Source organism: Lentibacillus halophilus, assembly GCF_039522485.1.
In the GTDB taxonomy this organism is placed as follows: Bacteria; Bacillota; Bacilli; order Bacillales; family Amphibacillaceae; genus Lentibacillus; species Lentibacillus halophilus.
The window spans coordinates 109377-133261 of sequence record NZ_BAAADM010000055.1; the positions used below are offsets into that span (position 1 = coordinate 109377).

Consider the following 23885-nt stretch of genomic DNA (forward strand, 5'->3'; position numbering starts at 1 on the left):
CACACGGTCAAACCAGGAAGTTTTGTATCTCGTTATCAGCAAGTACGAAATCATTCCTTTTCAAAAAATCATCCTTGATATCGATCCTGATGCCTATGTAACGACCCACCCCGTACAGGAAATTTTCAGGAAAGGATACAAAGGCAGATAATTAAAAACCTCTCATTCCCTGAAAAAGAAATGAGAGGTTTTTCCACTTTAAACCATTATTTTAACGTAACTTTTATGCTTTTTTCTTCCTGCCAAAGTACAGCAACCCGAGGAGTAATCCGAGAAGGCACATGACGGCTGAAATGATCAGAAATGGAATTGGGCCAAACTCAAAAATTAATGGTACGGACAGTGACGTCACAAGTCCTCCACCGAGAAGCGGCTCAAAGACCAACTGCTTGTATCCAAAACTTTCAAATGCCGGTGAATCATTTTCCGGGTCAACAACACGCATAAGTAGCAGCCCCGTTGCGGTGACCCCCATGGACTGCCCAAAATCACCCATGGCGCGTTCAAACCAATAAGACGGAATAATGCGTGGTGCTAACACAAGCACACCGAACACATTCCAACATATCCCTAATGCTGCCAGCAGCAGAAATGGAATAATATGATCGCCAATGACATCAAGTGAAATCGTACTAATAGCCGTTACGATTAATATGTCCAGTGCAAATCCCTGGATGCGGGTAATCATCGGCCGGTCCATTATATGATTTTGATCGATTTTACTAAAAACAATCTGGATGATAATACCACCTATCATAGCTAAAGGGAATAGGGGTATATACGTCATAAATTCCGAATCTGTAGCCGCGCCCCAAGTGACGCTTTCCAGCCAAATCAGACCTTGCAGTATAAGGTATCCGACCAATATAGCAAGTCCGATCAGAGCGAAATGCAAGGAAAGTGGTTCGATCGATTCGGTCCTGACCGTCATATTAGCAGCTGGTTCTCTGTTTTGAAATTCCATAATTCCTCGTTTTCTCAAATCCGAGAAGCCTTTGACATCCTTAATGACTTCTGTCTTTTTTCGTCTGACACCCCAATTGATTAAAATAATGCCTGCGATGACTCCGGAAAGCAAACCGACCGTTGCTAAACCGATAGCCATATCATATGCTTCGGCAAAATCAAGATCCTTAAACGTCTCTCCCATGCCTGCTGCTGTACCGTGCCCGCCTTCAAAGGCAATTTCAATTAAAGCACCGGTCATCGGCGGGAGTCCAAAAACAGGCGATAATACAAGGAGAGCGAGCAGTATGCCTAACACGTATTGTCCCCAGCCCATGGTCCAGCCGAACGAAAGCTGTGCTCCGGCCAAGCGCCAAATTTTTCGGACACCAGGAATAGTGGTACCAAGAAACAGGGATGCAAAAACAACATTGATCATAAGTCCCGGCAATGTTGTCCATACATCTATCACGTGTTCAGGTATAAGCCCATTCGTCAAAAACGAACCACTGTCAACGACATTTTCTAAAATGTTGCCCAGCACCTGGGGGCCGAGCAGTAATGCTAGAAATCCGCCAATGATCGACGAGGGCAAAAATAGTTTTTGAGTCCATTTTATATTAACGCGAATCCATTTACCGATAAGTAGAAAGACACCAAGGTAAAGCAGTGTAAAACCAATCTGTTCTGGCGACAATATTAAAACCCCTTTATGACAGTCATGGTATAATAAGTGATAGAGTCTCGGCTCACGATTTTATATTATACCATGTTTCTTCCTGTATTGAAATCGTTTAACTTGTTTCACAGACGATATTTAGCTCTGGTGAAACGCTAAACTTGAAAAACAACCAATAAAAAGAGAACGGAAGCTTTTCCCGTTCCCCCTTATCGTCATACTTTATCAAAACTGTTCGGATTGGAACCCACGCGATCGTTTATGTTTAAGTTGCTGATTTGACCCATTTCCTCATCTGTCAAAGAAAAATTAAACACATCCGCATTCTCCCTAATGCGTTGCTCGTGTGTAGATTTTGGAATAGTCACAACATGATTCTGAATATTCCAGCGCAAAATAATTTGGGCGGGGGTTTTGCTATATTTTGTAGCCATGTTGGCAATCACCGGCTCATCAAAAATGCGCCCCCGTTTTAATGGCGACCATGCTTCCAGCTGAATATTCTTATAGTCACAAAATGCTTTTAGCTTTTCCTGGGTCAGATGCGGATGATATTCAACCTGATCAATGACCGGCTTTACATGACTGGCCTGCATCAAATTCTGCAAATGATGGATATGAAAATTACTGACACCAATGGCCCGGACGTTTCCTGTTTCATATAATTTTTCCATTGCCTTCCACGTTTCCTGATACATACCATGCACAGGCCAATGGATTAAGTAAAGATCCAAATAATCAAGACCAAGCTTTTCCAGGCTCGTCTCGAACGCCTTTAATGTTTGGTCATAACCCTGCTCATCGTTCCAAACCTTGGACGTGACAAAAATGTCCTCTCTTGGTACTCCAGATGCTCGGATGCCTTGTCCAACACCACGTTCGTTTTGATAAAAGGAAGCTGTATCAATGCTGCGGTAACCATTCTTCAGTGCAGCTTCAACGGAATTCGCAGCTATTTGCCCGTCCTCGACTTTGTAAACACCCAATCCAAATCCGGGCATCTCCACTCCATTATTCAATGTTACCGTATCCTGCAGATGATGAATCATCCGATTATCCTCCTTCATTATATCATCTTATTTTACTATACATGACATTGCCATTGAGACACAAAATAATGAAAATGTTATTTCCACCCTCATACATGCCGGTCTATTTCGTATAACCCAAGACGAAATGTGATTTTGCATATCAAATCATTCATAAAATGGACATTTGAAGCGGCTTGCGAATAATTGGCAACGTTGTTTATGACCTTGTTTGATGGTATACTTTTTTTAAGCAAATAGAAAGAGGCAAAGGAGGGTGGAACGAAATGAGCGAGCAAGTAATTAAACAAATACTCGATGAATTGCAAACCATTAAAACAAACATGGCTACCAAAGACGAGTTACAAACGCTACAAGCGAACATGACCACTAAAGATGAATTACAATCGATACAAGCGAGCATGGCTACCAAAGACGAATTACAATCGGTGCAGATGAATTTAACGAATGATATTAAACGGCTGGAAGAAAAAATCGACAGAAATGAAAAACAGATTGTACAAAATTCCGAACTCATCGTAGAAAACAAGAATCTCATTAATGAAAATAAAAACCAAATTGGCCAAAACATGGAACAATCAACTAAAATCAACAATCAATTACATGTCTTAAAAAATAGCCAACGTCAGCAGCAAGAGGAATTGAAAACGTTGGCTTTACGTTCAATTGACCAAGAGTCCAAGCTCCATGAACTGATATGACGAATGCTTATCAAAACATCCGCATGATGTTATTGTATAGATCCCATTCCATTTACACCATCGCTTAAATGAAAACCTGCTTTTTCATTTAAGAAAAGCAGGTTTTCGGGCGTCACCATCTTTAAATTGTCATTATGAATTCATCATCTAGCAACAAGGGTAATCGTTTGATGACTCACGTACAATCATCCCTTCTTCAAATAAACACGTCCCAAGTCATTTATGTCCGCTTTTTCATTTATAAACGCGATACACACGTTCCATCAGACTCGACAAAACATCGTCCACAATGGTTTGTGCATGTTCCGCTATTTCACGAGCGAAAATCTCATCCGCTCCTTGCTCACCTATTAAGACCACCTCATCGCCTTCACTAACGCCATTAATATGAGTGATGCGAACGATCAATTGATCCAATGAAATCTCTCCGACTATGGCTGCCCGCATGCCACGGATGAGCACCTCCCCGTTATTGGAGAGTGCCCGCTTATAACCGTGCCCGTGACCGACCGGGACAACGGCCAACGTCTCACGCTCAGTGGTGATATAGCTCCCCCCATATCCAACCGGTGTGCCGGGCGGTAAGCTCCGCACCTGCAAAATCCGCGATTTAAGAGACATAACCGGACGTATCGACGTCAACGCCTGATGTTGAATGTCAGGTGTATATCCGAACAAGGCAATACCGGGTCTGATCATATCCAAATGCATATCCGGCCTTCTCAAAGCAATTGTTGACGCTCCCGCATGCCGGATCGGAAAATGGTAACCATAGTCATTTAATCCGGTTATGGTATCCATGAGCAACGTGAATTGTGCCTCTGTTGTTTTCCGGTACTTATTATTCGCAGTGGAAAAGTGTGTATAGATCCCTTCCCAATATAACCCAGAAAGATGATAACACCAACGGCAAAAATCCAGCGCATATTCCGGGGCAATGCCGAATCGGTGCAGTCCGGTATCAACTTTCAGGTGAACCGGTACGATTTTTTGCTGACTAATGGCTGCTGTATGAATCGCCTTGGCCTGTTCGCAGGAGGAAACGGAAGCGGTCAGATCATAGGTGACAGTGTCTTCTGCTTGTTCCGGAATGATCGGGCTCAAAAGATGAATGGGAGCATCGATATCATTTTCACGGAGCAGGACCCCTTCTTCCATTGTTGTTACACCAAGACGGTCAGCGCCGGCTTTAATAGCAGCATGAGCAATTGGAACCAGTCCGTGGCCATAAGCATTTGTTTTAATAACAGCCATAAGGAGCGTACCGGCGTCATCGGCTATACGTCTGAATGTCTTGACATTCTCCCTGAAATTGGCAAGATTCACTTCCGCTTTCGTCGGACCACGGCAGACCCATTGCGGTAGGTGAGCCAAACCATCATCTCCCTGTTTGTCAGTTATGCTTTCTTTTTATCATACAGTGCACGGAAAGATTTCACCAGTTGTCGTGTGACGCTGCCTGGTTTTCCTTTGCCGATTGTCCGGCCATCAACTTCTACAATGGGCGCAATGTCCATTTTGGTGGCAGAAATAAATACTTCATCCGCCTTCAGCAACGTCTCAACAGTAAAAGCTTCTTCATGTACGTTCAATCCAAGTTCGCCACATAGCTGTATTATCGTTTGTCTCGTAATCCCGTTTAAAATATAATTATTAGCCGGATGGGTATAAAGTTCACCGTTCTTGACGATGAACACGTTGGAGGCACTCGCTTCCGTTACCGTATCACCACGGTGCAAGATGGCTTCGACAGCACCGTTTTCCACGGCTTCCTGCTTGGCAAGGACATTCGGAAGCAAATTGAGGGTTTTTATATCACAGCGAAGCCAGCGGATATCTTCGGTCAGCATGGCCGTTCCACCATTGTCTTCCAATTTTGTCTTCCGTTCTTCTTCCAGTGTATAGGCAATGGTGACAGCTTGTGTTTTGCCGCCGGGAAAATCATGCAATCGTGGTGCTACGCCACGCGATACTTGCAAATAAATGACCCCTTCGTTCAGTCCATTTGCTTCAATCAACTTCTGCAAATTCGTTTTCAACGAGTTTACTTCAAACGGTAGCGTCAACCTGATTTCACGGGCACTCCGCTGCAGCCGATGCATATGGTCATCCAACAGAAACGGCTGCCCGTCATAAACACCAATGACTTCGTAAACACCGTCTCCAAATTGATAGCCGCGATCCTCAATGTCAATGATACGATCTCGCTTAACAAGTTGATCATTATATAACATACTATCCATAAGAAAACCCCTCCCTGTTCATTAGTAAAACGTTCGGCTTCTGCTCTCGTTCCAAGAAGCCGAACGCTTAACATTTAGATATTCTATTAATATCTATTGTTGTTCTGTGTTGCGGTTTCCCTTCAGATATTATGAACCGTTCCATCCCAATGATTGATCGTTTTGTGCAACAGCACATATGGTTGATGTATCAACACTGGAGCCACTGATAACAACAACCGTATGAGATCCCGGCTGGATATGCTTATGCAAAATGGCACCGATACCCGCAGCTGCTGCACCTTCGACTGCCATTCGGTGTGTCTCAAGCATAAAGGCCATCCCTTTTGCAATGTCTTTTTCCTCAAGCAGTACCATATCATCAACATACTGCTGCACCATGCTGAAGGTATACTGATTGTTGAGGCCGATTCCGCCCAAGAGACTGTCCGCCAGGGTGTCCCGTTCTTTAACCATAACCGGCTTTCCAGCTTGGATACTTTCATACATTGCCGGGCCTTTCGCCGTTGATACACCGATGAGACGAATACGGGAATCAGCTGGTTTGAGCGCTTTGGCAAGGCCAGAATGCAACCCGCCCCCGGAAAGACCGCCAATCACCGTATCCACTTCCGGCAATTCATCCAATATTTCCAATCCAATAGTGCCTTGCCCGGCAATAATAAACGGATCATCAAATGGATGAACAACGGTAAGACCTTGTTCCCGTTCAAGATGATAGCAGTGTTCTTCTGCGTCATCCTGCGATTCACCGATTACTTCAATATGTGCGCCAGTGCGTTTCAATACATCAACTTTAGCCTTGGGAACCCGTTTAGACAGGCATATAACTGCCTTAATCCCCAATTGATTGGCAACGGTTGCGACACTTACACCGAAATTGCCGGTGGAGAATGTTGTCACACCGCGTTGCTGTTCTTCTTGAGTCAGACATCGTATCTTATTGAATGCTCCCCTGATTTTAAACGAACCACTCTCATTTATATTTTCCAGTTTCAAATATATACGAGACCCAGTCATATCCGACAAAACCGGCGAGTAAATCAACGGCGTCTCGGCCGCACTGGAGCCAATTCGTTTTTTTGCCTCCCAGACGTTGCGCTGCGTGAGGGAGTGTGCAGGCAAGCGACATCCCTCCTTCAAACCATTTTTTTCGGGCTAGCGTGCTTAATGATGCCACGCCCGGTTTGACAGCAACAGCTGCTGGTGCGTTATTCCAATCCAATGGAAACATACTGAGACTCAATAAAGGCATCGATTCCTTCGTGTCCGCCTTCACGCCCGATCCCGCTTTCTTTCATGCCGCCAAACGGAACTTGAGGGGCAGACGGTCCACCATCATTCCAACCGACGATACCGAAATCAAGCTTTTCAATCAACTTCGTGCCTCTGGCAACATTTTCAGTGAAGACATAGGCTGCCAGACCATACGGGGTATCATTGGCCAATCGGGCCGCTTCCTCATCACTGGTAATTTTTTGGACCGGAGCAACAGGGCCGAACGTTTCTTCCTGCATAACGACCATCGATTCGTCAATATCCTTCACAACCGTCGGCTCATAGAAAACACCGCCGCCTTCTGTGTTCGGTTCGCCTCCGGTAACGACTGTGGCTCCTTTGGAAACCGCATCTTGCATGTGGCGCTTCACCTTATCCAGTCCATCCTGGTTAATAAGTGGACCGACATCAACCGATTCATCTTGGCCATCGCCCAGTTTCAGGTTTTCCACAGCCTTGGCGAGTTTGTCGTTAAACGTATCATAAACCTTTTCATGCACATAAATACGGTTGGCACAAATGCACGTCTGTCCGGCATTACGGAATTTGGAAGCCACAGTCCCTTTGACTGCCAGATCAACATCAGCATCGTCAAGAACGACCAACGGCGCATGCCCGCCAAGCTCAAGCGACAAATTTTTCACATGTTCGGCACTTTGTTTAATCAAAATTTTGCCGACGTCGGTTGAACCGGTAAACGTAATTTTACGCACGTTGGAATTGGACATGATCACGTTGGCAAATTTGGACGACGAACCAGTGACAAGGTTAACGACACCTTTTGGAAAGCCGGCTTGTTCGCATAGTTCCATCAATTTGACGGCTGTCAGCGGACTGTCGCTCGACGGTTTCATGACGACGGTGCATCCAGCTGCCAGTGCTGGCCCCATTTTCCGTGTCAGCATAGCGGCCGGAAAGTTCCATGGCGTGATGGCTGCGACAACCCCGACCGGTTTTTTCCAAACTTGAAGACGTTTGCCTTCTTTGTGCGTTGGTACCGTTTCGCCATAAATACGTTTACCTTCTTCTGCAAACCATTCTATAAACGATGCAGCATAATTCACTTCCCCACGAGATTCATTAATCGGCTTACCCATTTCCAACGTCATAGTCTGAGCAAGTTCTTCCTGATTTTCCAGCATGAGCTGATGCAGTTTCTTTAAGTAACCGGCCCGGTCATGCGACGTCCGTTCCGACCATGATGCAAATGCTTCATGAGCAGCTTGCACAGCTTGATCCGCTTCTTTTTCACCGCCGTTCGGGACCGTGCCGATGTTTTTACCGTTCGCCGGATTGGTAACATCCAGTGTGTCGAGTTCATCACCAACCCACTTCCCTGCGATACTCATTGAATAATGCTCTGTTTTTACTGCCATTTTCAGTCACACTCCTTGTAAAAATTAGTTTTTCCATACCATACAGCAACGACTTTGTACTATATGTCTCCCTAGTCTATCATTTGATTAGACGGTCTCTAAGATGACTATGTTTCTATTTGACTTTTTCACCGGCAAGTACCGCTTCAAGCGACTCTTCCAGTATAGTCAGTCCTTCTTCCAGCTGCTCATCAGTGATCACAAGCGGCATGAGAAGACGCACAACATTGTCATGCACACCGGCTTTCAGGGCAATCAAACCTCTTGACCGTGCTTCCTGTAGCACCTGAGCGGTCAATTCTTTGGCCGGTTCTTTGCTGTTGCGGTCTTTCACGAATTCCAATGCACACATAGCACCAAGTCCGCGATAATCACCGACAACGTCAAACCGGTCATACATCTTTTGAAAAGTGTTCATGACCTTATGACCGATGGTGAGGGCACGATCATTCAAATTTTCCTCTTCCATCACTTCAAGAACAGCCAGACCGGCGCTGCAGCCTAATGGACTGCCACAGTATGTGCCACCAAGTTCACCAGGTGCCGCGCTATCCATCACGTCCTGGCGTCCAATAATCCCACTGATCGGCAAACCGGCGGCCATCGATTTGGAGATGGTAACCAAATCAGGTTCCACACCATAATGCTCCATGGCAAAATACTTTCCGGTACGCCCGAAACCAGTCTGAATTTCATCGGCAATGAACAGAATGCCATGCCGCTTACATAGGTCATATACCCCGTTTACGAATGTTTTATTCGGGATAATAAATCCACTTTCCCCTTGTACCGGTTCCATAATAAACGCTGCGACCTGACTCGGATCCACTTCCGTAATGAAAAAATCTTCTATCTGCTGCAGCAAATAGTCAGCATATGCGTCCTCACTCATTGTTTCCGGTCTACGGTAGTTGTACGGAAAAGGGGCGTGGTATATCTCGGGTGCAAACGGGCCGTATTCAAATTTATACGGTTTTACTTTGCCGGTCATTGACATTGTCATAAGCGTGCGCCCATGAAACCCGCCGGTAAAGGAAACGATCGACTGTCTTCCCGTATATTTACGGGCAATTTTAACAGCATTTTCGTTCGCCTCTGCCCCGCTGTTCAGAAACATGACTTTTTTATCAAAACGCCCCGGTGCCAATGCGGCTAGTTTTTCTGCGAATGCTATATACGGGTCATACATCATGACATTAAACCCTGGATGAATGTAATCGGCAACCTGATCCTGCAACGCATCGACAACCTTATCATGACTATGTCCTACGTTGTTGACACCAATAGCACCGGCAAAATCAATAAACTGATTCCCATCAACATCCTTAAGCAAAGCGCCTTTTGCGGATTCCACGAATGTTGGGGCGCCATAGCCGACACCATGCGGTACAATGTCATGCCGACGCTCAAGCAGTTCCTTCGCCTTTGGTCCCGGTAATTCGGTTTTTACTTGAGCAAATGATTTAGTCATTTGTTATACCTCCTCAAATTCTTTGTTTCGTTTGCCGAGCAATTTCGTTTCAACATATTTTATATGATGTCTCACTCCCCTTTTCACTTTATTCACGTCATTGGAAACTAATGCCTGTAACAGCTGTTTATGTTCATCATAGAATGAGTGATAACTGGAATAGTATTGATCAATATGCATGAGGTATGTTCTAATTTGCACTTGGAGCGAATCGTAAATGTTAATCATCCGTGAATTACCGCACATCCGGACAACATAGTTATGAAACTGCATATCAAGATTGAACAACGCATTCCAATTGCTCTCATCCGCCTTCGTTTTCATCTGGTCGACGACAGCTTGCAAATCATTTACATGGTGCTTTTCCAAGAAGTAGTAGGCTTGTGCGAATGCATGCTTTTCCAGCAGGGTGCGCAATTCAATGATTTCATCAATATCCTGCTGCGAGAAGGATGCAACATATGTCCCTTTTCGCGCATGACTGACGGCGATTCCTTCGCTTTCCAAGCTTATCAGTGCTTCTCGAATCGTACTGCGGCTCACATCAAATACATACGCCAGATCAGATTCCAGCAGTCGTTCACCGAGCTGAATCTCCTTATTCCAAATCCTTGACTTCAGCTGATCGGCAATAAATCCACTTAATGATTTCCTTGTCATTCCATTGCTGTCTTGTTGGTGCAAACCAACCGCCCCTTTCCACAGACCGTTAACCGCTTTTATGTCGATTGTCGACAGCACGTTAACGTTAACATAATTCAAATTTTTGTTATTGTCAAATAGTTTTAATATTTTTTCATAAATTGACTTTATTAATCAATGCACCTATTTTAATATTAGATGTACAAGTGAAAAAAATGAGGAGGGAGCGCAATGACAAAAATAATTGCATTTAATCGGGTGATGAAACCCGTTCTCGACGAATTGAAAAAGACATATGATGTTCGGTTTTTCAGGGATATTGACCCGGAAACTGACGACGAATTTCTGAAACAATGGGAACAAGCGGAAGGGATTATCGGCCTTGATATTCCAGCAAATGATGACATGCTGAGCCGTGCTCCCCATTTGAAAATTGTTAGCAATGTGTCCGTCGGGTACAACAATTTCGATCTTCAAGCTTTGAAAAAACGAAACATTATGGCAACGAATACACCGGACGTACTGAATGATACGGTAGCTGATACCATCTTCGGGATTTTAGTTGCAACCGCACGACGCATTCCGGAATTGGACCATTTTGTAAAAAATGGACAATGGGGCACCGAATCATCCGATAATGATCTTTTCGGAAAAGACGTGCATCACAAAACACTGGGAATCATCGGCATGGGACGCATAGGACAAACCATTGCCAAACGGGCTCATTTCGGCTTTGACATGGATATTTTGTATAACAGCCGCAGCAGAAAGCCGGATGTGGAAACAACCTACCAGGCGGGCTACCGGTCACTGGATAATTTACTCATGGAATCGGACTTTGTTCTGTTAATCACACCCCTCACTTCTGAAACGGAAGGACTTATCGGCAAAAGGGAATTCCAGTTGATGAAAAACAATGCCATCTTCATTAACGGATCACGCGGAAATACAATAGTTGAATCGGATTTGGTAGATGCCCTTCAGAGCGGAGAAATCGCTGCTGCCGGGCTTGATGTTTTTGCGAATGAACCTGTCGAACCGGACAATCCACTGTTAGCATTGAAAAACACCGTGACGACGCCGCACATTGGCTCGTCCACATACGAAACGGAACGGAAAATGTCCGAACTCGCAGCCAAAAATCTAAAAGCGGGGTTGAGTGGCAGAAAACCACCGAATCTGGTTGATGAAAGCGTTTGGCCTGAATAGACAAAGAGCATATTAACAGAAGCGCCCCGTATCATTTTTAAGCTAAACGATACGGGGTGCTACCAAGTTGTTGGGGTTCGCAAATACATCGATTGTACATTCATCCTATCTATATCCCCCGGTTTTGATTTCACGCGAGACGGATATTTGGTTTAACCATTAAATCCCGCGGAAAGTCAGCCAATACATCACATCCATTTTCTGTCACAACAAATGATTCACTGATTTCAACGCCCATTTGATTCAACCAGATGCCAGGTATGAAATGGAATGTCATATTCGGTTCCAATACCGTTTTATCTCCTGGTCTAAGGCTCGCTGTATGCTCTCCCCAGTCAGGCGGGTAATTCACCCCCATCGAATACCCCATACGTGATTCTTTTTTGATGCCGCTCTTTTCAATGACACTGCGCCAGATACCTTCCAACTCTTCACATGTCATTCCTGGTTTCACCGTGTCCAGCACTGTGTTGATCCCTTCCAAGACAACATCGGAAACATACTGCATTGACTCATCCGGGCGTCCAATAACGGCCGTCCGTGCCAAGGGAGAATGATACCGTTTATAACAGCCGGCTATTTCAATAATAACTGGATCCCCATCCTGAAAACGTTCATCCGTCCAGGTTAAATGGGATGCTGATGTTTTATCCCCGGTCGGCAGCAATGGTACAATGGACGGATAATCACCGCCAAAGTCTTCTGTTCCGCTGATTTGGGCATGGGATATTTCAGCCACGACATCACATTGCCGAACGCCTTCATTAATGGCGTCAATCGCTGCTTGCATCGCATTTTCGGAAATCTTGGCAGCATTTCGCATATACGAAAGCTCACGCTCAGATTTAATGATCCGCACCCAGTTAACCAGATTGGTGCCATCTTTGAACGTGGCACTGGGCAATCCTTTGATTAATTGCATATAACTTCTTGCTGTAAAATAATAGGCATCAAGCTCCACAGCAATTGCTTTATGCCCATATTTTCGTTCCCTGAGCACATCTGTCACGAAGTCCATAGGATGCCTTACATCAGATTGTACATAATGGTCCCCATAGCTAATAATGTGGTCATCATCAAGCCACGTTGTATATCGTGCTGCGTTAGCATCCTGACCGCGGCCCACCCAAATGGGTTGTTCTTCCTCAAGCATGACAATCAACATCTGTTGAACGTAAAACGACCATGCATCATAGCCTGATAAATAATTCATATTTGCCGGATCCGTTACAAGCAACAAATCAATTCCTTCATTCACCATGCGCTGTTTCGTTTTTTTTAATCGCTCCTGAAACTCCGAAATTGGAAAAGTCAGCATCGGACACCCCTCCCTAAGCATATTTGTAAGCGCTTACTAAAACTCGCTAAAATCAATAAGCCCTAATGGATGCTGCCTTAACGCTTTGTTAAAAGTATATTTGTACCATCCTTACCCGCAAGCGACTCCTCAGTTTTTGGTATATACCTATACGTATGATGATACAATTCTCTTATAATGTATGGTGATTGTTGTAGTTTTGTTACTATATTATAGGAACTATGATTTAAAAATGTCAATTAATATTCAAAATTGTTTAAAAATTGCTTGCACATCCGGCCATATATCTATATAAACCACACAACCATGTGAATGACATTTTTACACTGGTGTCGTTCACTGAACAGAACATCGGATGAACTGTTCGAATCATCGACAAAATATTACCCGGGAAATAAGAACTGGTGTTGCATTATCGTCATATAAACGTATAAAACTGTCCATCTTGCAACCATTTCATGTATGAATGGTATATTCGTTGAATTTTATTCTCTTTTAGTTGTAAACTGTAAATAAGGAATGAACAAAAGGAGTTGAAAATCATGGCAAAAGTCCTCGTACTATATGCTAGCCTGACAGGCAGCACAGAAATCATGGCAGAAACGATAAGTGATTCTATAAAGGCAAATAATCACGATGTTGATTTTAAGTCCTTTGATCTTGATCCCATCGATGCCAAAGAAATGGTCAATTATGACGGCATCCTTTTGGGGTCTTATTCGTGGGACGATGACATTCCGTTTGAGGTGGAAGATTTTTATCAGGACATGGACGATCTGGACCTTACCGGCAAATTAGTCGGGACATTCGGATCCTGTGATTCCTATTACGACATATACGGGCCGGCTCTTGATACCTTGGCATCCAAATCGGAAGAACGAAATGCCACAGTATATAGCGAAAAGCTGAAAATCGAATTGGAACCGGATGATCAGGAAATCGAGCATTGCGAAAAATTTGCAGAAGGCTTTTTGCAACAGCTCACAACGTAAAGGTCCTCTTACACATATACGATTCACACAAAAACGCGAACCTGCCGCCATAGGCCTGATTCGCGTTTTTTCATTCGTATCATGCTAGTGCCGTTTAACCAGCCCGCCGGCGTCTTCGTTCAAACATATTGACGAGAATAACACTGGAAAGCGCTATTAAACCGCCGATGATGGACAATAGGCTCGGCAGCTCCTGCAGCCACACCCATGCAATAAGGATAGCAAACACCGGTTCAATATACATCATGCTAGTAACCGCGCCGGCCTTCCCGGACGAAAGCGCAATCGCCCATGTTACATACCCGATGGCTGCCGGAAAAATACCGACATACAACGCTGCAAAATGTGCCTCCAGGGTTGCGCTCTGAACCGTTTCCAGTAAACCAGGTGAAAAAATCAACAAAGGCAATGTTCCGGCCCATGTAAAATAAGCCGTCAGTTCAACTGGTCGATACTTAGGCAATAATGTTTTTTGAAAAACAAAGAATGCTGACGTCGCTATCGCCGACACAACAATCAGCAGCGCACCACCTGATATCGCAAACGCAGCATCCGCTGAACCGACTGTTATCAAAAAAATCCCGATGAAGCCGATACCTAGACCAATCCAGCTAAATAAACTTGGATACTCCTTTAAGGCAAAAACAGCAATAATGGCTGTGAATATAGGAGCCGATGCAACAATCATCGCGGTCGTTCCAGCTGTCACCGTCTGTTCCCCAAAGGTGATTCCGGTATGATAAATTGTAATGCCGATCCAACCGAGAACCAGAATCTTCAGCACATCTTGCTTCGCTGGCAATCGGAATCTCGTCCTAGGCCAAAGCGCATACAACACAAAGGCGCCTGAAGCAATCAAAAATCGAACAAGGACGAGATGACCGGAACTATAACCGCCATGCAGACTGGCACGGATACCTGCAAATGAGGATCCCCAAATAACAATTGTAATAAATGCCATGACCATCGCTTTTTTATTCATAAACATTCCCCCTTGTCCGCTTTCCTATTATACAGGAAATTCCGGAAAAAGCTAAATTGGAAGAAGGCTTTTTATCGGAATAATAGCAACAGTTCGTTCATCTGGTTAACGATTCAGTTTAAAAAAGCCATCCGTGGAACGATTATTTCTTTGATAGCCGCATATACATCTTTTAAATGGGATGCACCGTCTTTTTTCAATTCTTCATTGACAACGACTCGTATTACCTGTAAATTAAACATTACATTTTAATTGAATACCGCTATTTTCTTATCCAGAGAGGTGGAGGGACTGGCCCTTTGATACCTCGGCAACAGGCTTATCGAGCACTGTGCCAATTCCAGCTAAGCGTTATGCTTAGAAGATAAGAAGAGTTCAATAAAGGTTGTTGACCCTCTTCTTATTTGGAAGAGGGTTTTTTAATTATTTAATGACATTTAAGGAGCGATACCCATGACAGATCATCCGTTACATGATGAAACAGTTCTTCCGCAAATCGGAAATCAGAAAGATGAAACACTCAACGCCATCAGTTCACCTATTTATTTATCCACTGCATACCGTCATGACGATATCGGAAACAGCAATGGATACGATTACACGCGAACAGGTAATCCGACACGAGATGTTCTTGAGACGGCAGTGGCAAAGCTGGAAGGTGGTGACACGGCCTTTGCAACCAGCTCTGGAATGAGCGCCATTCAACTCGTGTTTTCCCTTTTTGAAAAAGACGATCATATTATTACTTGCCGTGATGTATACGGGGGCTCTTACCGCTACTTTGAGATTTTAGAGCAAAAACACGGTTTCCAATTTACATATTGGAACGGAGATGATTGCAGCACATTGAGCGAATGGATTCAGCCAAATACGAAAGCTATATTTATCGAAACACCAACCAATCCATTGATGAAACATATTGATATTACCGCTTGTGCGGAAGTGGCAAACAAACATGATATCTGTCTTATTGTCGATAATACGCTATATACACCACTCATCCAACGTCCACTTGACCAAGGAGCAGACATTGTCATTCATAGTGCTACCAAATACTTGGCTGGGCACAATGATGTACTCGCCGGTATCGTCGTCTCTAAAGGACAAGAAATCAATGAAGAACTTGCCTTCCTTCATAATTCCATCGGAGCGACCCTTTCACCATTTGACTGTTGGCTTGTTATAAGAGGGATGAAGACATTAGCACTGCGCATGCGTCAGCACGAACATAATGCTAAGCACGTTATCCAATTTCTTAAGTTGCATCCACTCGTGGAAAACGTTTTGTATCCAGGCAAAGGGGGCATGCTTAGCTTTTTGCTAAAAGACGAAGAACTCGTTCTCCCCTTTCTAAAATTATTACGGTTATTCACATTTGCGGAAAGTCTTGGTGGTGTGGAAAGTTTTATCACTTACCCAGCAACGCAAACACATGCTGATATTCCAGAAGAGATCCGCAGTTCTTACGGTTTAACCAATCAGCTGGTACGCGTATCGGTCGGAATTGAAGATGCCGATGATTTAATCCAAGACCTTTACCAAGCACTGGAATCCTTGCAAACAACGAACGTATAAGTGACGTAATATAAAGAAAAACATCAATCAGTGAAACCAAGGCAGGCTCCTTGTCCGGCATGGACGGGAGCCTGTCTTGTTATCCAGCGCCACCACTCTATGATTGCATGTCATAGCTACTACACTATCATCCATTTTCGAAAATGAAAAATAATAGGCAATTTTCCTATTGGATTTTTTGTTTTTCCATGCTAAAATACTTAAAACATATATTTCCGATAAAAATAATGAGGATTTCTGGAGAAGGAGGGTTATGATGCATTTAGACATTAATAACGTAAGCAAAAGCTTTTTTCGTCATGGGGAACAGTCGATTCAAGCGTTACAAACTATTAATCTTGCCATTGAAGACGGGGAGTTTGTTTCCTTACTGGGGCCATCCGGCTGTGGCAAGTCCACGTTATTGTCCATGATGGCCGGATTGTCAACACCTTCATTTGGTTCGGTTTATCTGGATGATAAAGAAATAATGGAACCGGGACCTGATAAAAGCATGGTCTTCCAGGAACCAGCGTTATTCCCGTGGATGTCGGTCAAACAAAATGTCACGTTTCCGTTGCGCAAAAGCATGAATAAACAAGAACAGGAACACGCTGCTGCCCAATACTTGAAGATGGTCCACCTCAGCCAATTTACCGGAAATTACCCGCATGAGCTTTCCGGCGGGATGCAACAGCGTGTGGCTATTGCTAGAGCCCTTGCTATGAATTCGAAATTACTATTAATGGATGAACCTTTCGGGGCGTTGGATGAGCAGACACGCCAGGTGCTCCAGGATGAAGTGGAAAACATCTGGCTGGAAGCGAAAAAGACAATCATTTTTGTCACGCATAGCATTCGCGAGGCTATCAAACTATCCGATCGCATCATTATTATGAGCGCCAGACCGGGTACGGTTATATCGGATGTCACGGTGAATTTGGATCGACCACGACAGCAGAAAGATATGGCTGTCTTGGAGGAAGACGTCATGGCCATTTTGAAAACAGAAATTGACAACGTCATGAATGAGGAGTTGCGGTATGCCGGTAATCATTAAACGCATTATATTTTTCATGTCACTTATTTTAATGTGGGAGGTAGCTTTCCTGCTCGATTTTTGGCCTGATTCCATGATACCGAGCCCACTTTCGGTCGCATCAGCTATTTTTCAAGGGTTTGCTGACATGACGCTTGTCTATGATATGTTGGCCAGTTTCCGGCATCTCCTTATCGGTCTGACCGTTTCACTGGTGATCGGTACGCTGCTTGGGGTTCTGCTTGCCAAAGTAAAAACAGCTGATGAAACACTCGGCACGATGATTCTGGCCTTGCAGAGCGTTCCAAGCATTGTCTGGGTTCCATTGTCGATTATTTGGTTTGGTTTTAGCGAAGCGTCCATTATTTTCGTCGTGATTATCGGGGGCACATTTGTTATGACGATGAACATGCGCATTGGCATCAAAAATGTTGCCCCGATTTACCTGAAAGCCGCACGAACGATGGGATCAACAGGCATGGACCTGTTCATGAACGTCATTGTTCCTGCTTCTATTCCGCACGCTGTTACCGGTGTCCGGCTGGCATGGGCGTTCAGCTGGCGGGCATTAATGGCAGGAGAAATGCTGAGCACAGGTCCAGGACTCGGGTACACACTCAGCTATGCATCGGACTTTAATAATATGAGTCTAGTGATCGGCATCATGATCATCATCGGTGTCATTGGTTCTATTGTCGATCAGCTTGTTTTCCAACGCATTGAAAATAAAGTTCTGAAACGCTGGGGTATGGAAGAAGCAGCTTAAGCCAGCAATAAGTAAGTAGAAATGGCTATCCAGCCCATTTTCTTAATTTGCATCATCAAAATATCTGAAAGGGGATTTTTAAGATGAAAAAATTTGCAGGAATTCTTATGGTCGGAATGCTCCTTATTCTGGGAGCTTGTGGAGGCGATGATCAAGCTTCAGGCGCTGGTGAGAAAGAAACGGTTACCATCGGCTACTTTCCAAACTTGAATCACGCACCAGCTATGGTAGCCAAGCAAAAAGAAATGTATAAAGATCACCTTGGGGACAATGTCAACGTTGAGTACAAAACGTTTCCGAATGGCTCTACGTTTATGAAAGCACTGGCTTCGGGTGACATAGAGGGCGGATTAGTCGGACCGGGACCTGCTATGAATAGCTTCATATCCGGCGTAGACGTTCAAATTATTGGCGCTTCATCAACCGGTGGAACCGTTATTGTATCGCGTGACGGGAGCGGCATCAAGTCGTGGAAAGACATTAAAGGAAAAACATTCATCTCACCCCGGGTCGGATGCACCCATGATGTTCAATTTGAGACGTACATGAAGAATAAAGGAATCACCTCAGACCGGATTGGTGGGTCCATGAAGCATGTGACCGGCGAACCTGCACGATACAAGTCCATGTTCGAAAAAGGAGATGTGGACGTTGCGACAGCTCCCGAACCATGGGCATCTGTTATGGAAAAAAAGATTGACGCCAACGTTGTCATCCCAACTAGTGACGTATCCTTTGGTGAAACGTTACCAGCTGCCGTATTCGTCACATCGTCTAAAATGGCCGAAAACAATAGTGAGCGTACCCAAAAACTGATTGACGCCCATAAAGAGGCTGTTAAGTATATCAATCAGAATCCAGATGAAGCCATTGATATCACCATCAACGGCATTGCCGACATTACCGGTCAAACATTAGATAAAAGCGTGATCGAAAACGCCTGGAAACGTACCAACTTCACTTATAAAGTGAATGAAAACGTCATCCAGCAATTTGGCAATTCCTCCCACAACCTGGAATTTCTTAAAGAAAAACCGGATTTCACCGGATTTGTCAATAAAAGCTTTATCCAATAGCAATCAGAGATAAAAATGAGCGGCAGACTTAGCTGTCGCTCATTTTTATCAAGATTCGGTCCTTACCATGATTCCGAGATGGTTTTCGGTGCCAGGAAGTTCAGGAGATAATCCGGTCCACCGGCTTTGGCGTCGGTTCCGGACATTTTGAATCCGCCAAACGGCTGATAACCAACAATGGACCCTGTGCAGCCTCGGTTGAAGTAAAGGTTACCGACCTCAAACTCGTGACGGGCACGGTTCAAATGGGCACGATTATTAGAAATCACCGCACCGGTTAACGCATATTCGGTATTATTAGCGGTGTCCAGCAGTTCATCAAAGTCTTTTGCTTTGGCAAAACCGACAACCGGACCAAAAATCTCTTCCTGCATAACCCGGGATTCCGGATCAAGGTCTTTAATAATGGTCGGATAAATAAAGTACCCTTGGGAATCATCTGTTTCCCCGCCAAAGATAAGGTCGCCCTCTCGCTTGCCTATGTCAATATAATGTTTAATTTTATCAAACTGCTTCTGGTTGACAACCGCACCCATATAGATGTTTTCTTCACCCGGGTTGCCAACTGTGATAAATTTGGCCTTTTCAACAGCCTTATCCAGCACGTTATCATAAACATCCTCGTGGATAATAGCACGGGAACATGCTGAGCATTTCTGTCCCTGAAACCCGAATGCGGAATCGACAATCGACTTAGCGGCGAGATCGAGATCAGCATCATTATCCACAATGATAGTATCTTTGCCGCCCATTTCCGCAACGACACGCTTCAGATGGGTCTGACCTTCCTGTACTACCGATGCACGCTCGTAAATGCGTGTACCAGTGCCACGAGATCCTGTGAAGTTAATGAAATGCGTGTCTTTATGATCGACGAGATAGTCGCCAATGTCTTCCGGATGGCCTGGTAGGAAGTTCAGGACACCTTGTGGCAGGCCGGCCTCTTCCAAAATTTCAACCAGTTTATACGCAATAACGGGTGTGTTTTCCGACGGCTTCATCAGTACCGGGTTTCCGGCAACAATCGGTCCAACCGTTGTTCCGCATACAATCGCAAATGCGAAATTCCACGGTGGAATCACAACCCCCGGGCCAAGCGGCTGATAAAAAAATGTATTGTTTTCACCTGGACGGTCATTGATTTCCCGCCCCTCGCCGAGACGCAGCATTTGACGAGCATAGTATTCCATAAAGTCTATACCTTCTGCTGTATCCGCATCGGCCTGCCCCCACGGCTTATTCGCTTCCACGGACATCCAGGCAGAAATTTCATGCTTCCGGCGGCGGGCAATGGCAGCTGCCTTGAAAAGCACTTCCGCACGTTCTTCGGCCGTCCACGTCTTCCACTCGCCAAATGCGTTTTCCGCGGTATCCATGGCTTTCTCCACGTACGAAGTCGACGCCATGGATGCATTTCCAATAACCTGCTCTTTTTTCGCAGGATTAACGGAGACCAATTTATCGTCTGTATAAATTTTTTTGCCACCGATAACGAGCGGATAATCCTTACCCAGTTCACTCGTCACATATTTGAGAGCATCTTGATAATCAGCCCGATTTTGGTCATCGTTAAAATCTGTAAACGGTTCGTGCTTATATGGCAATACCACACGACTACCCCCTTCTCCATTTTCGAAAAATTCAATCCATAAACACAGTTTACTATACATTGATTTGTAAACACAAACGAAACCATTTCATTCGTTTTTATTTATATAATAACCTGTTTAAATCTATTATATTGCAGAAAAGATATATATAGTTGAATATTAATAGTTTAAATGATAGAATTGTTCGTGTATACAGCGATGTACCATATAATCCCGGTAATAAGGTCCGGGAGTTTCTACTGGATGGCCGGAAACCATCCTTCTATGGACGGTAGCATTCTTATTTTGAAAGAGCCGTTCATCCCGAGCGGCTTTTTTTATTGCCCAGAGGGAGGTATCATTTGAACCAATGGATATTATAAAAGATCTGCTTGCAGCCATCAGCGGCGTTCTGAACGGGCTTCCACAAGGTCTTTTGGCTATGTCGTTCGGGTTTGCGTCCTTGCCCACTGCTATCGCATTTGTCATTGGCGCATTTGGCAATACACTTACAAGCAATGTGGCCGTTATTTCCTTCCAAGCGGAAACGATAACAGTCGCCGGAACGATGGGCAACAACATAAGAGAACGATTATCGATGATCTTTTATGGGGCACTTCTGTTAGCTATCATCGCTATGTTCGGTCTTATGGAACAAATCATTGACTGGATCGGTCCCGTTATTACCAATGGCATGATGGCGGGTGTCGGAGTTATGCTCGCTAAAGTTGCGTGGGATATGATGCGAAACGACAGACTTGCTGGCGGTATATCATTCGGCAGTGCTCTGATCGTTTATGCCGCTACTCAAGACCTTGTCTATACGATCACGATATCCGTCATCGTGGCAAGCATTGGCCATTACATCAGTCAAAAGGGACAAACGGATACCGACAAAACAGCTGCCGATGAAACATTCAGCCTGCATAAGCCACTATTAAATCCATCCGTCATACGCGGGGCGCTTGCCATGGTTTGCTTAAACATTGGGGCGAATATTGCATTCGGCAAAATTAACGCCGGCATTGCGGGGACTGACGTAAATATTGACACCATTACAATCATCAGCAGTCTTGCAGATATGGGGTCGTCTTTATTTGGCGGCGGACCTGTGGAAGTCGTCATTTCCGCAACAGCCAGTGCGCCGCATGCCGTCTTAGCCGGTGTCTTAATGATGGCATTGATGGCCGTCATTCTGTTTTTTAAGTTGTTGCCAAAAATCGGAAAGTACGTTCCCAGTGCGTCCATTGCCGGATTTTTATTTGTGCTCGGCGCCATTGTTACTCTTCCGGATAACGCAGCTGCAGCTTTTACCGCCGATGGAGCCGGAACTGGCATTATCGGTGGGGTTACCCTTGTCGTCACCGCAGTATCTGATCCGTTTCTCGGCATGCTCTCCGGTGTCGTTATGGAGTTACTGTTGGCATTGTTTTGATTAGAAAATAGTATGAAAGAGGTGGTCCGTTTTGGAAACCTATGAACTGCACGTAGCCGGAGTTAAGCGGCAACTTCCCGTTATTCCGGTCAATAACGATACGAAGATCGCCAGTTTTGTTATCCTTGGCGATACGCAACTCGTTGCAGCGGCTGCGGAAAAAATCATTCCTCATTTACCGGAAGTAGATTTGCTTGTAACAGCTGAAGCAAAAGGCATCCCATTTGTTCATGAGCTGTCCAAACAGCTGAACATGGATCGTTACATTGTCGCCCGAAAAAGTGTGAAGCCTTATATGCATAGTCCGCTTGTCCATGAAGTCACATCGATCACGACACAAGAAAAACAAACGCTTTGCCTTAGTGATGAAGACGCTGCTCATATCAACCATAAACGCATTGCTCTGATTGATGACGTTATCAGTTCAGGCGGGTCCATCCAAGCATTGGAAGAAATTGTCTCCAAGGCCGGTGGGACCATTTCCGCTAAGGCGGCTATTTTGGCTGAAGGGGAAGCTGCCGAACGCAAAGACATCACTTACTTGGAAAGACTTCCTGTATTCACCAAAGAAAATAACAGTTGATTCTTCTTCCGGATTCAGCTGTTTTTTCTTGCTCCGAATCTTATTAATGATTTTCTTGTAAAAATATTTCCGTTTGGCGTTTTGTTGGCATGCCATGCTGTGCCCCGGTTTTTGTCACGGATAAAGCAGCTGCCGCATTCGCCATTTGAATCGCCCGATCAATCGATGCATCGACGCCAAGCGCTGAAGCAAGAGCACCATTAAAGGTGTCCCCGGCGCCAGTGGTATCATTGACCTTCATCGTATAGCCATCCACCGGCTTCTCCTGGCCATTTTCCATAAAAGTGGCTCCATGAGCACCGCGGGTAACAATCCACTTTTCCCGAACGGTTTCATCGGGAGCGTCGTTGGCCAGCTCAGTAGCCTCCAATTCATTCGGTGTCAACCAGCGGACGCCTTGAAGAACACTATCAGGCAGTCGCTGGTATGGCGCTGGGTTCAGAATGACCGGGACTCCGCTTTTTGCTGCCTCTTCCACGGAGAACACCACCGTCTCCATTGGCACTTCCAGCTGCAGGAGCACGACATCACTGCCAGCAATTAGACGGCGGTGACGCTCAACAAGTTCCGGTGTCACACCGTTATTGGCACCCGGGGCAACAATGATGCGATTATCCTGATTGGACAGAATGATTGTCGCTGTGCCTGTCGCCGCTTCCGGTATAATTTCCACGCCGCCGGTTTGAATGCCTTCATTAGTCAGATTATCGAGAAGCGTTTGACCAAATGTATCATCACCGACCGCTCCGATAAAATGGACGTTTGCTCCCATTCGTGATGCGGCCACAGCTTGATTGGCACCTTTTCCACCTGGATTCTTGGAAAAGTCTTTGCCCATGACCGTTTCGCCCTGCTGCGGCATTGTTTCCGTTGTTACCACCAAATCCATGTTCATGCTGCCAACAATGCATACATTCGATTCTGCCATCATACCATTGCCCCTTTTTGATCAGTGGAT

The 23885-nt window shown here is 44.9% G+C and carries 22 protein-coding genes and 2 riboswitches; of the genes, 10 read left to right on the forward strand and 12 right to left on the reverse strand.

The window, feature by feature from the left end; all coding sequences use genetic code 11:
- The first annotated feature begins 22 nt into the window (after positions 1–22).
- Entirely contained in the window at positions 23–151 is a 129-nt protein-coding gene (locus tag ABDZ72_RS13310; RefSeq protein WP_343754216.1) for a DUF2179 domain-containing protein, read from the forward strand.
- Positions 152–223: 72 nt separating this feature from the next.
- Here ABDZ72_RS13310 and ABDZ72_RS13315 read toward each other — a convergent pair whose 3' ends face one another.
- Together ABDZ72_RS13315 and ABDZ72_RS13320 are read right to left on the reverse strand one after the other, a co-directional pair.
- Positions 224–1642, reverse strand: a complete 1419-nt coding sequence (locus tag ABDZ72_RS13315) for a sodium/glutamate symporter (RefSeq protein WP_343753958.1) — start codon at positions 1640–1642, stop codon at positions 224–226.
- A 197-nt stretch (positions 1643–1839) separates the two neighbouring features.
- Complete coding sequence (locus tag ABDZ72_RS13320) at positions 1840–2673, reverse strand: aldo/keto reductase (protein WP_343753961.1); 834 nt, start codon at positions 2671–2673, stop codon at positions 1840–1842.
- A gap of 266 nt (positions 2674–2939) precedes the next feature.
- Here ABDZ72_RS13320 and ABDZ72_RS13325 point away from each other — a divergent pair, with 266 nt between their 5' ends.
- Positions 2940–3374, forward strand: a complete 435-nt coding sequence (locus tag ABDZ72_RS13325) for a hypothetical protein (RefSeq protein WP_343753963.1) — start codon at positions 2940–2942, stop codon at positions 3372–3374.
- Between the two features lie 234 nt (positions 3375–3608).
- Here the strand turns inward: ABDZ72_RS13325 and alr are convergent, their stop codons facing one another.
- From alr to ABDZ72_RS13355, 6 genes are all read right to left on the reverse strand, one after another.
- Positions 3609–4748 carry an alanine racemase gene (gene alr / locus ABDZ72_RS13330; protein WP_343753965.1) on the reverse strand — a complete coding sequence of 380 codons (1140 nt, stop codon included), beginning with the start codon at positions 4746–4748 and terminating at the stop codon, positions 3609–3611.
- Positions 4749–4771: 23 nt separating this feature from the next.
- Positions 4772–5617 (reverse strand): D-amino-acid transaminase, encoded by an 846-nt coding sequence (gene dat, locus ABDZ72_RS13335; RefSeq protein ID WP_343753967.1) that lies wholly within the window; start codon positions 5615–5617, stop codon positions 4772–4774.
- A 129-nt stretch (positions 5618–5746) separates the two neighbouring features.
- Positions 5747–6742 (reverse strand): pyridoxal-phosphate dependent enzyme, encoded by a 996-nt coding sequence (locus ABDZ72_RS13340; RefSeq protein ID WP_343753969.1) that lies wholly within the window; start codon positions 6740–6742, stop codon positions 5747–5749.
- A gap of 86 nt (positions 6743–6828) precedes the next feature.
- Positions 6829–8271 (reverse strand): NAD-dependent succinate-semialdehyde dehydrogenase, encoded by a 1443-nt coding sequence (locus tag ABDZ72_RS13345; RefSeq protein ID WP_343753971.1) that lies wholly within the window; start codon positions 8269–8271, stop codon positions 6829–6831.
- Between the two features lie 115 nt (positions 8272–8386).
- Complete coding sequence (gene gabT / locus ABDZ72_RS13350; RefSeq protein WP_343753973.1) at positions 8387–9742, reverse strand: 4-aminobutyrate--2-oxoglutarate transaminase; 1356 nt, start codon at positions 9740–9742, stop codon at positions 8387–8389.
- 3 nt (positions 9743–9745) lie between these two features.
- Positions 9746–10426, reverse strand: a complete 681-nt coding sequence (locus ABDZ72_RS13355) for a GntR family transcriptional regulator (RefSeq protein WP_343753975.1) — start codon at positions 10424–10426, stop codon at positions 9746–9748.
- 189 nt (positions 10427–10615) lie between these two features.
- Between ABDZ72_RS13355 and ABDZ72_RS13360 the strand changes: the two genes are divergently transcribed.
- On the forward strand, positions 10616–11593 hold the full coding sequence (locus tag ABDZ72_RS13360; RefSeq protein ID WP_343753977.1) for a 2-hydroxyacid dehydrogenase: 978 nt from the start codon (positions 10616–10618) through the stop codon (positions 11591–11593).
- A 130-nt stretch (positions 11594–11723) separates the two neighbouring features.
- Here the strand turns inward: ABDZ72_RS13360 and ABDZ72_RS13365 are convergent, their stop codons facing one another.
- Complete coding sequence (locus ABDZ72_RS13365) at positions 11724–12911, reverse strand: M24 family metallopeptidase (protein ID WP_343753979.1); 1188 nt, start codon at positions 12909–12911, stop codon at positions 11724–11726.
- Positions 12912–13453: 542 nt separating this feature from the next.
- Between ABDZ72_RS13365 and ABDZ72_RS13370 the strand changes: the two genes are divergently transcribed.
- A complete protein-coding gene (locus tag ABDZ72_RS13370; protein WP_343753981.1) occupies positions 13454–13903 on the forward strand; it encodes a flavodoxin domain-containing protein in 450 nt (149 codons plus the stop codon).
- A 94-nt stretch (positions 13904–13997) separates the two neighbouring features.
- On the opposite strand, the gene ABDZ72_RS13375 is transcribed toward ABDZ72_RS13370, so the two are convergent.
- Entirely contained in the window at positions 13998–14885 is an 888-nt protein-coding gene (locus ABDZ72_RS13375; RefSeq protein ID WP_343753983.1) for a DMT family transporter, read from the reverse strand.
- 267 nt (positions 14886–15152) lie between these two features.
- Positions 15153–15256: riboswitch (SAM riboswitch) on the forward strand.
- A gap of 82 nt (positions 15257–15338) precedes the next feature.
- On the opposite strand from ABDZ72_RS13375, the gene ABDZ72_RS13380 reads away from it, so the two are divergent.
- From ABDZ72_RS13380 to ABDZ72_RS13395, 4 genes are all read left to right on the forward strand, one after another.
- Positions 15339–16460, forward strand: a complete 1122-nt coding sequence (locus tag ABDZ72_RS13380) for a PLP-dependent transferase (protein ID WP_343753985.1) — start codon at positions 15339–15341, stop codon at positions 16458–16460.
- A gap of 256 nt (positions 16461–16716) precedes the next feature.
- A complete protein-coding gene (locus tag ABDZ72_RS13385; protein ID WP_343753987.1) occupies positions 16717–17499 on the forward strand; it encodes an ABC transporter ATP-binding protein in 783 nt (260 codons plus the stop codon).
- A complete protein-coding gene (locus ABDZ72_RS13390) occupies positions 17483–18244 on the forward strand; it encodes an ABC transporter permease (RefSeq protein ID WP_343753989.1) in 762 nt (253 codons plus the stop codon). The genes ABDZ72_RS13385 and ABDZ72_RS13390 overlap by 17 nt, the downstream gene beginning before the upstream one ends.
- Before the next feature lie 83 nt (positions 18245–18327).
- Positions 18328–19320 (forward strand): ABC transporter substrate-binding protein, encoded by a 993-nt coding sequence (locus ABDZ72_RS13395; protein WP_343753991.1) that lies wholly within the window; start codon positions 18328–18330, stop codon positions 19318–19320.
- 62 nt (positions 19321–19382) lie between these two features.
- On the opposite strand, the gene pruA is transcribed toward ABDZ72_RS13395, so the two are convergent.
- The gene (pruA, locus tag ABDZ72_RS13400; protein ID WP_343753993.1) at positions 19383–20930 is read right to left on the reverse strand and encodes an L-glutamate gamma-semialdehyde dehydrogenase; all 1548 of its coding nucleotides are present in this window, start codon (positions 20928–20930) and stop codon (positions 19383–19385) included.
- A 183-nt stretch (positions 20931–21113) separates the two neighbouring features.
- Positions 21114–21215: riboswitch (purine riboswitch) on the forward strand.
- 64 nt (positions 21216–21279) lie between these two features.
- Here pruA and ABDZ72_RS13405 point away from each other — a divergent pair.
- Positions 21280–22344: an NCS2 family permease gene (locus ABDZ72_RS13405; RefSeq protein ID WP_343753995.1), complete on the forward strand. Its 1065-nt coding sequence runs from the start codon at positions 21280–21282 to the stop codon at positions 22342–22344.
- 31 nt (positions 22345–22375) lie between these two features.
- On the forward strand, positions 22376–22927 hold the full coding sequence (locus ABDZ72_RS13410) for a phosphoribosyltransferase family protein (protein WP_343753997.1): 552 nt from the start codon (positions 22376–22378) through the stop codon (positions 22925–22927).
- 43 nt (positions 22928–22970) lie between these two features.
- Here ABDZ72_RS13410 and rbsK read toward each other — a convergent pair whose 3' ends face one another.
- Positions 22971–23858 (reverse strand): ribokinase, encoded by an 888-nt coding sequence (gene rbsK / locus ABDZ72_RS13415; protein WP_343753999.1) that lies wholly within the window; start codon positions 23856–23858, stop codon positions 22971–22973.
- Positions 23859–23885 lie beyond the last annotated feature (27 nt).

Coding starts and splice junctions, on each gene's coding strand:
- ABDZ72_RS13385 (WP_343753987.1), top strand. CDS start 16,717: ATGCATTTAGACATTAATAACGTAAGCAAAAGCTTTTTTCGTCATGGG.
- ABDZ72_RS13320 (WP_343753961.1), bottom strand. CDS start 2,673: ATGATTCATCATCTGCAGGATACGGTAACATTGAATAATGGAGTGGAG.
- gabT (WP_343753973.1), bottom strand. CDS start 9,742: ATGACTAAATCATTTGCTCAAGTAAAAACCGAATTACCGGGACCAAAG.
- ABDZ72_RS13375 (WP_343753983.1), bottom strand. CDS start 14,885: ATGAATAAAAAAGCGATGGTCATGGCATTTATTACAATTGTTATTTGG.
- ABDZ72_RS13405 (WP_343753995.1), top strand. CDS start 21,280: ATGGATATTATAAAAGATCTGCTTGCAGCCATCAGCGGCGTTCTGAAC.
- ABDZ72_RS13365 (WP_343753979.1), bottom strand. CDS start 12,911: ATGCTGACTTTTCCAATTTCGGAGTTTCAGGAGCGATTAAAAAAAACG.
- ABDZ72_RS13370 (WP_343753981.1), top strand. CDS start 13,454: ATGGCAAAAGTCCTCGTACTATATGCTAGCCTGACAGGCAGCACAGAA.
- ABDZ72_RS13395 (WP_343753991.1), top strand. CDS start 18,328: ATGAAAAAATTTGCAGGAATTCTTATGGTCGGAATGCTCCTTATTCTG.
- dat (WP_343753967.1), bottom strand. CDS start 5,617: ATGGATAGTATGTTATATAATGATCAACTTGTTAAGCGAGATCGTATC.
- ABDZ72_RS13360 (WP_343753977.1), top strand. CDS start 10,616: ATGACAAAAATAATTGCATTTAATCGGGTGATGAAACCCGTTCTCGAC.
- ABDZ72_RS13325 (WP_343753963.1), top strand. CDS start 2,940: ATGAGCGAGCAAGTAATTAAACAAATACTCGATGAATTGCAAACCATT.
- ABDZ72_RS13345 (WP_343753971.1), bottom strand. CDS start 8,271: ATGGCAGTAAAAACAGAGCATTATTCAATGAGTATCGCAGGGAAGTGG.
- rbsK (WP_343753999.1), bottom strand. CDS start 23,858: ATGATGGCAGAATCGAATGTATGCATTGTTGGCAGCATGAACATGGAT.
- ABDZ72_RS13390 (WP_343753989.1), top strand. CDS start 17,483: ATGCCGGTAATCATTAAACGCATTATATTTTTCATGTCACTTATTTTA.
- ABDZ72_RS13380 (WP_343753985.1), top strand. CDS start 15,339: ATGACAGATCATCCGTTACATGATGAAACAGTTCTTCCGCAAATCGGA.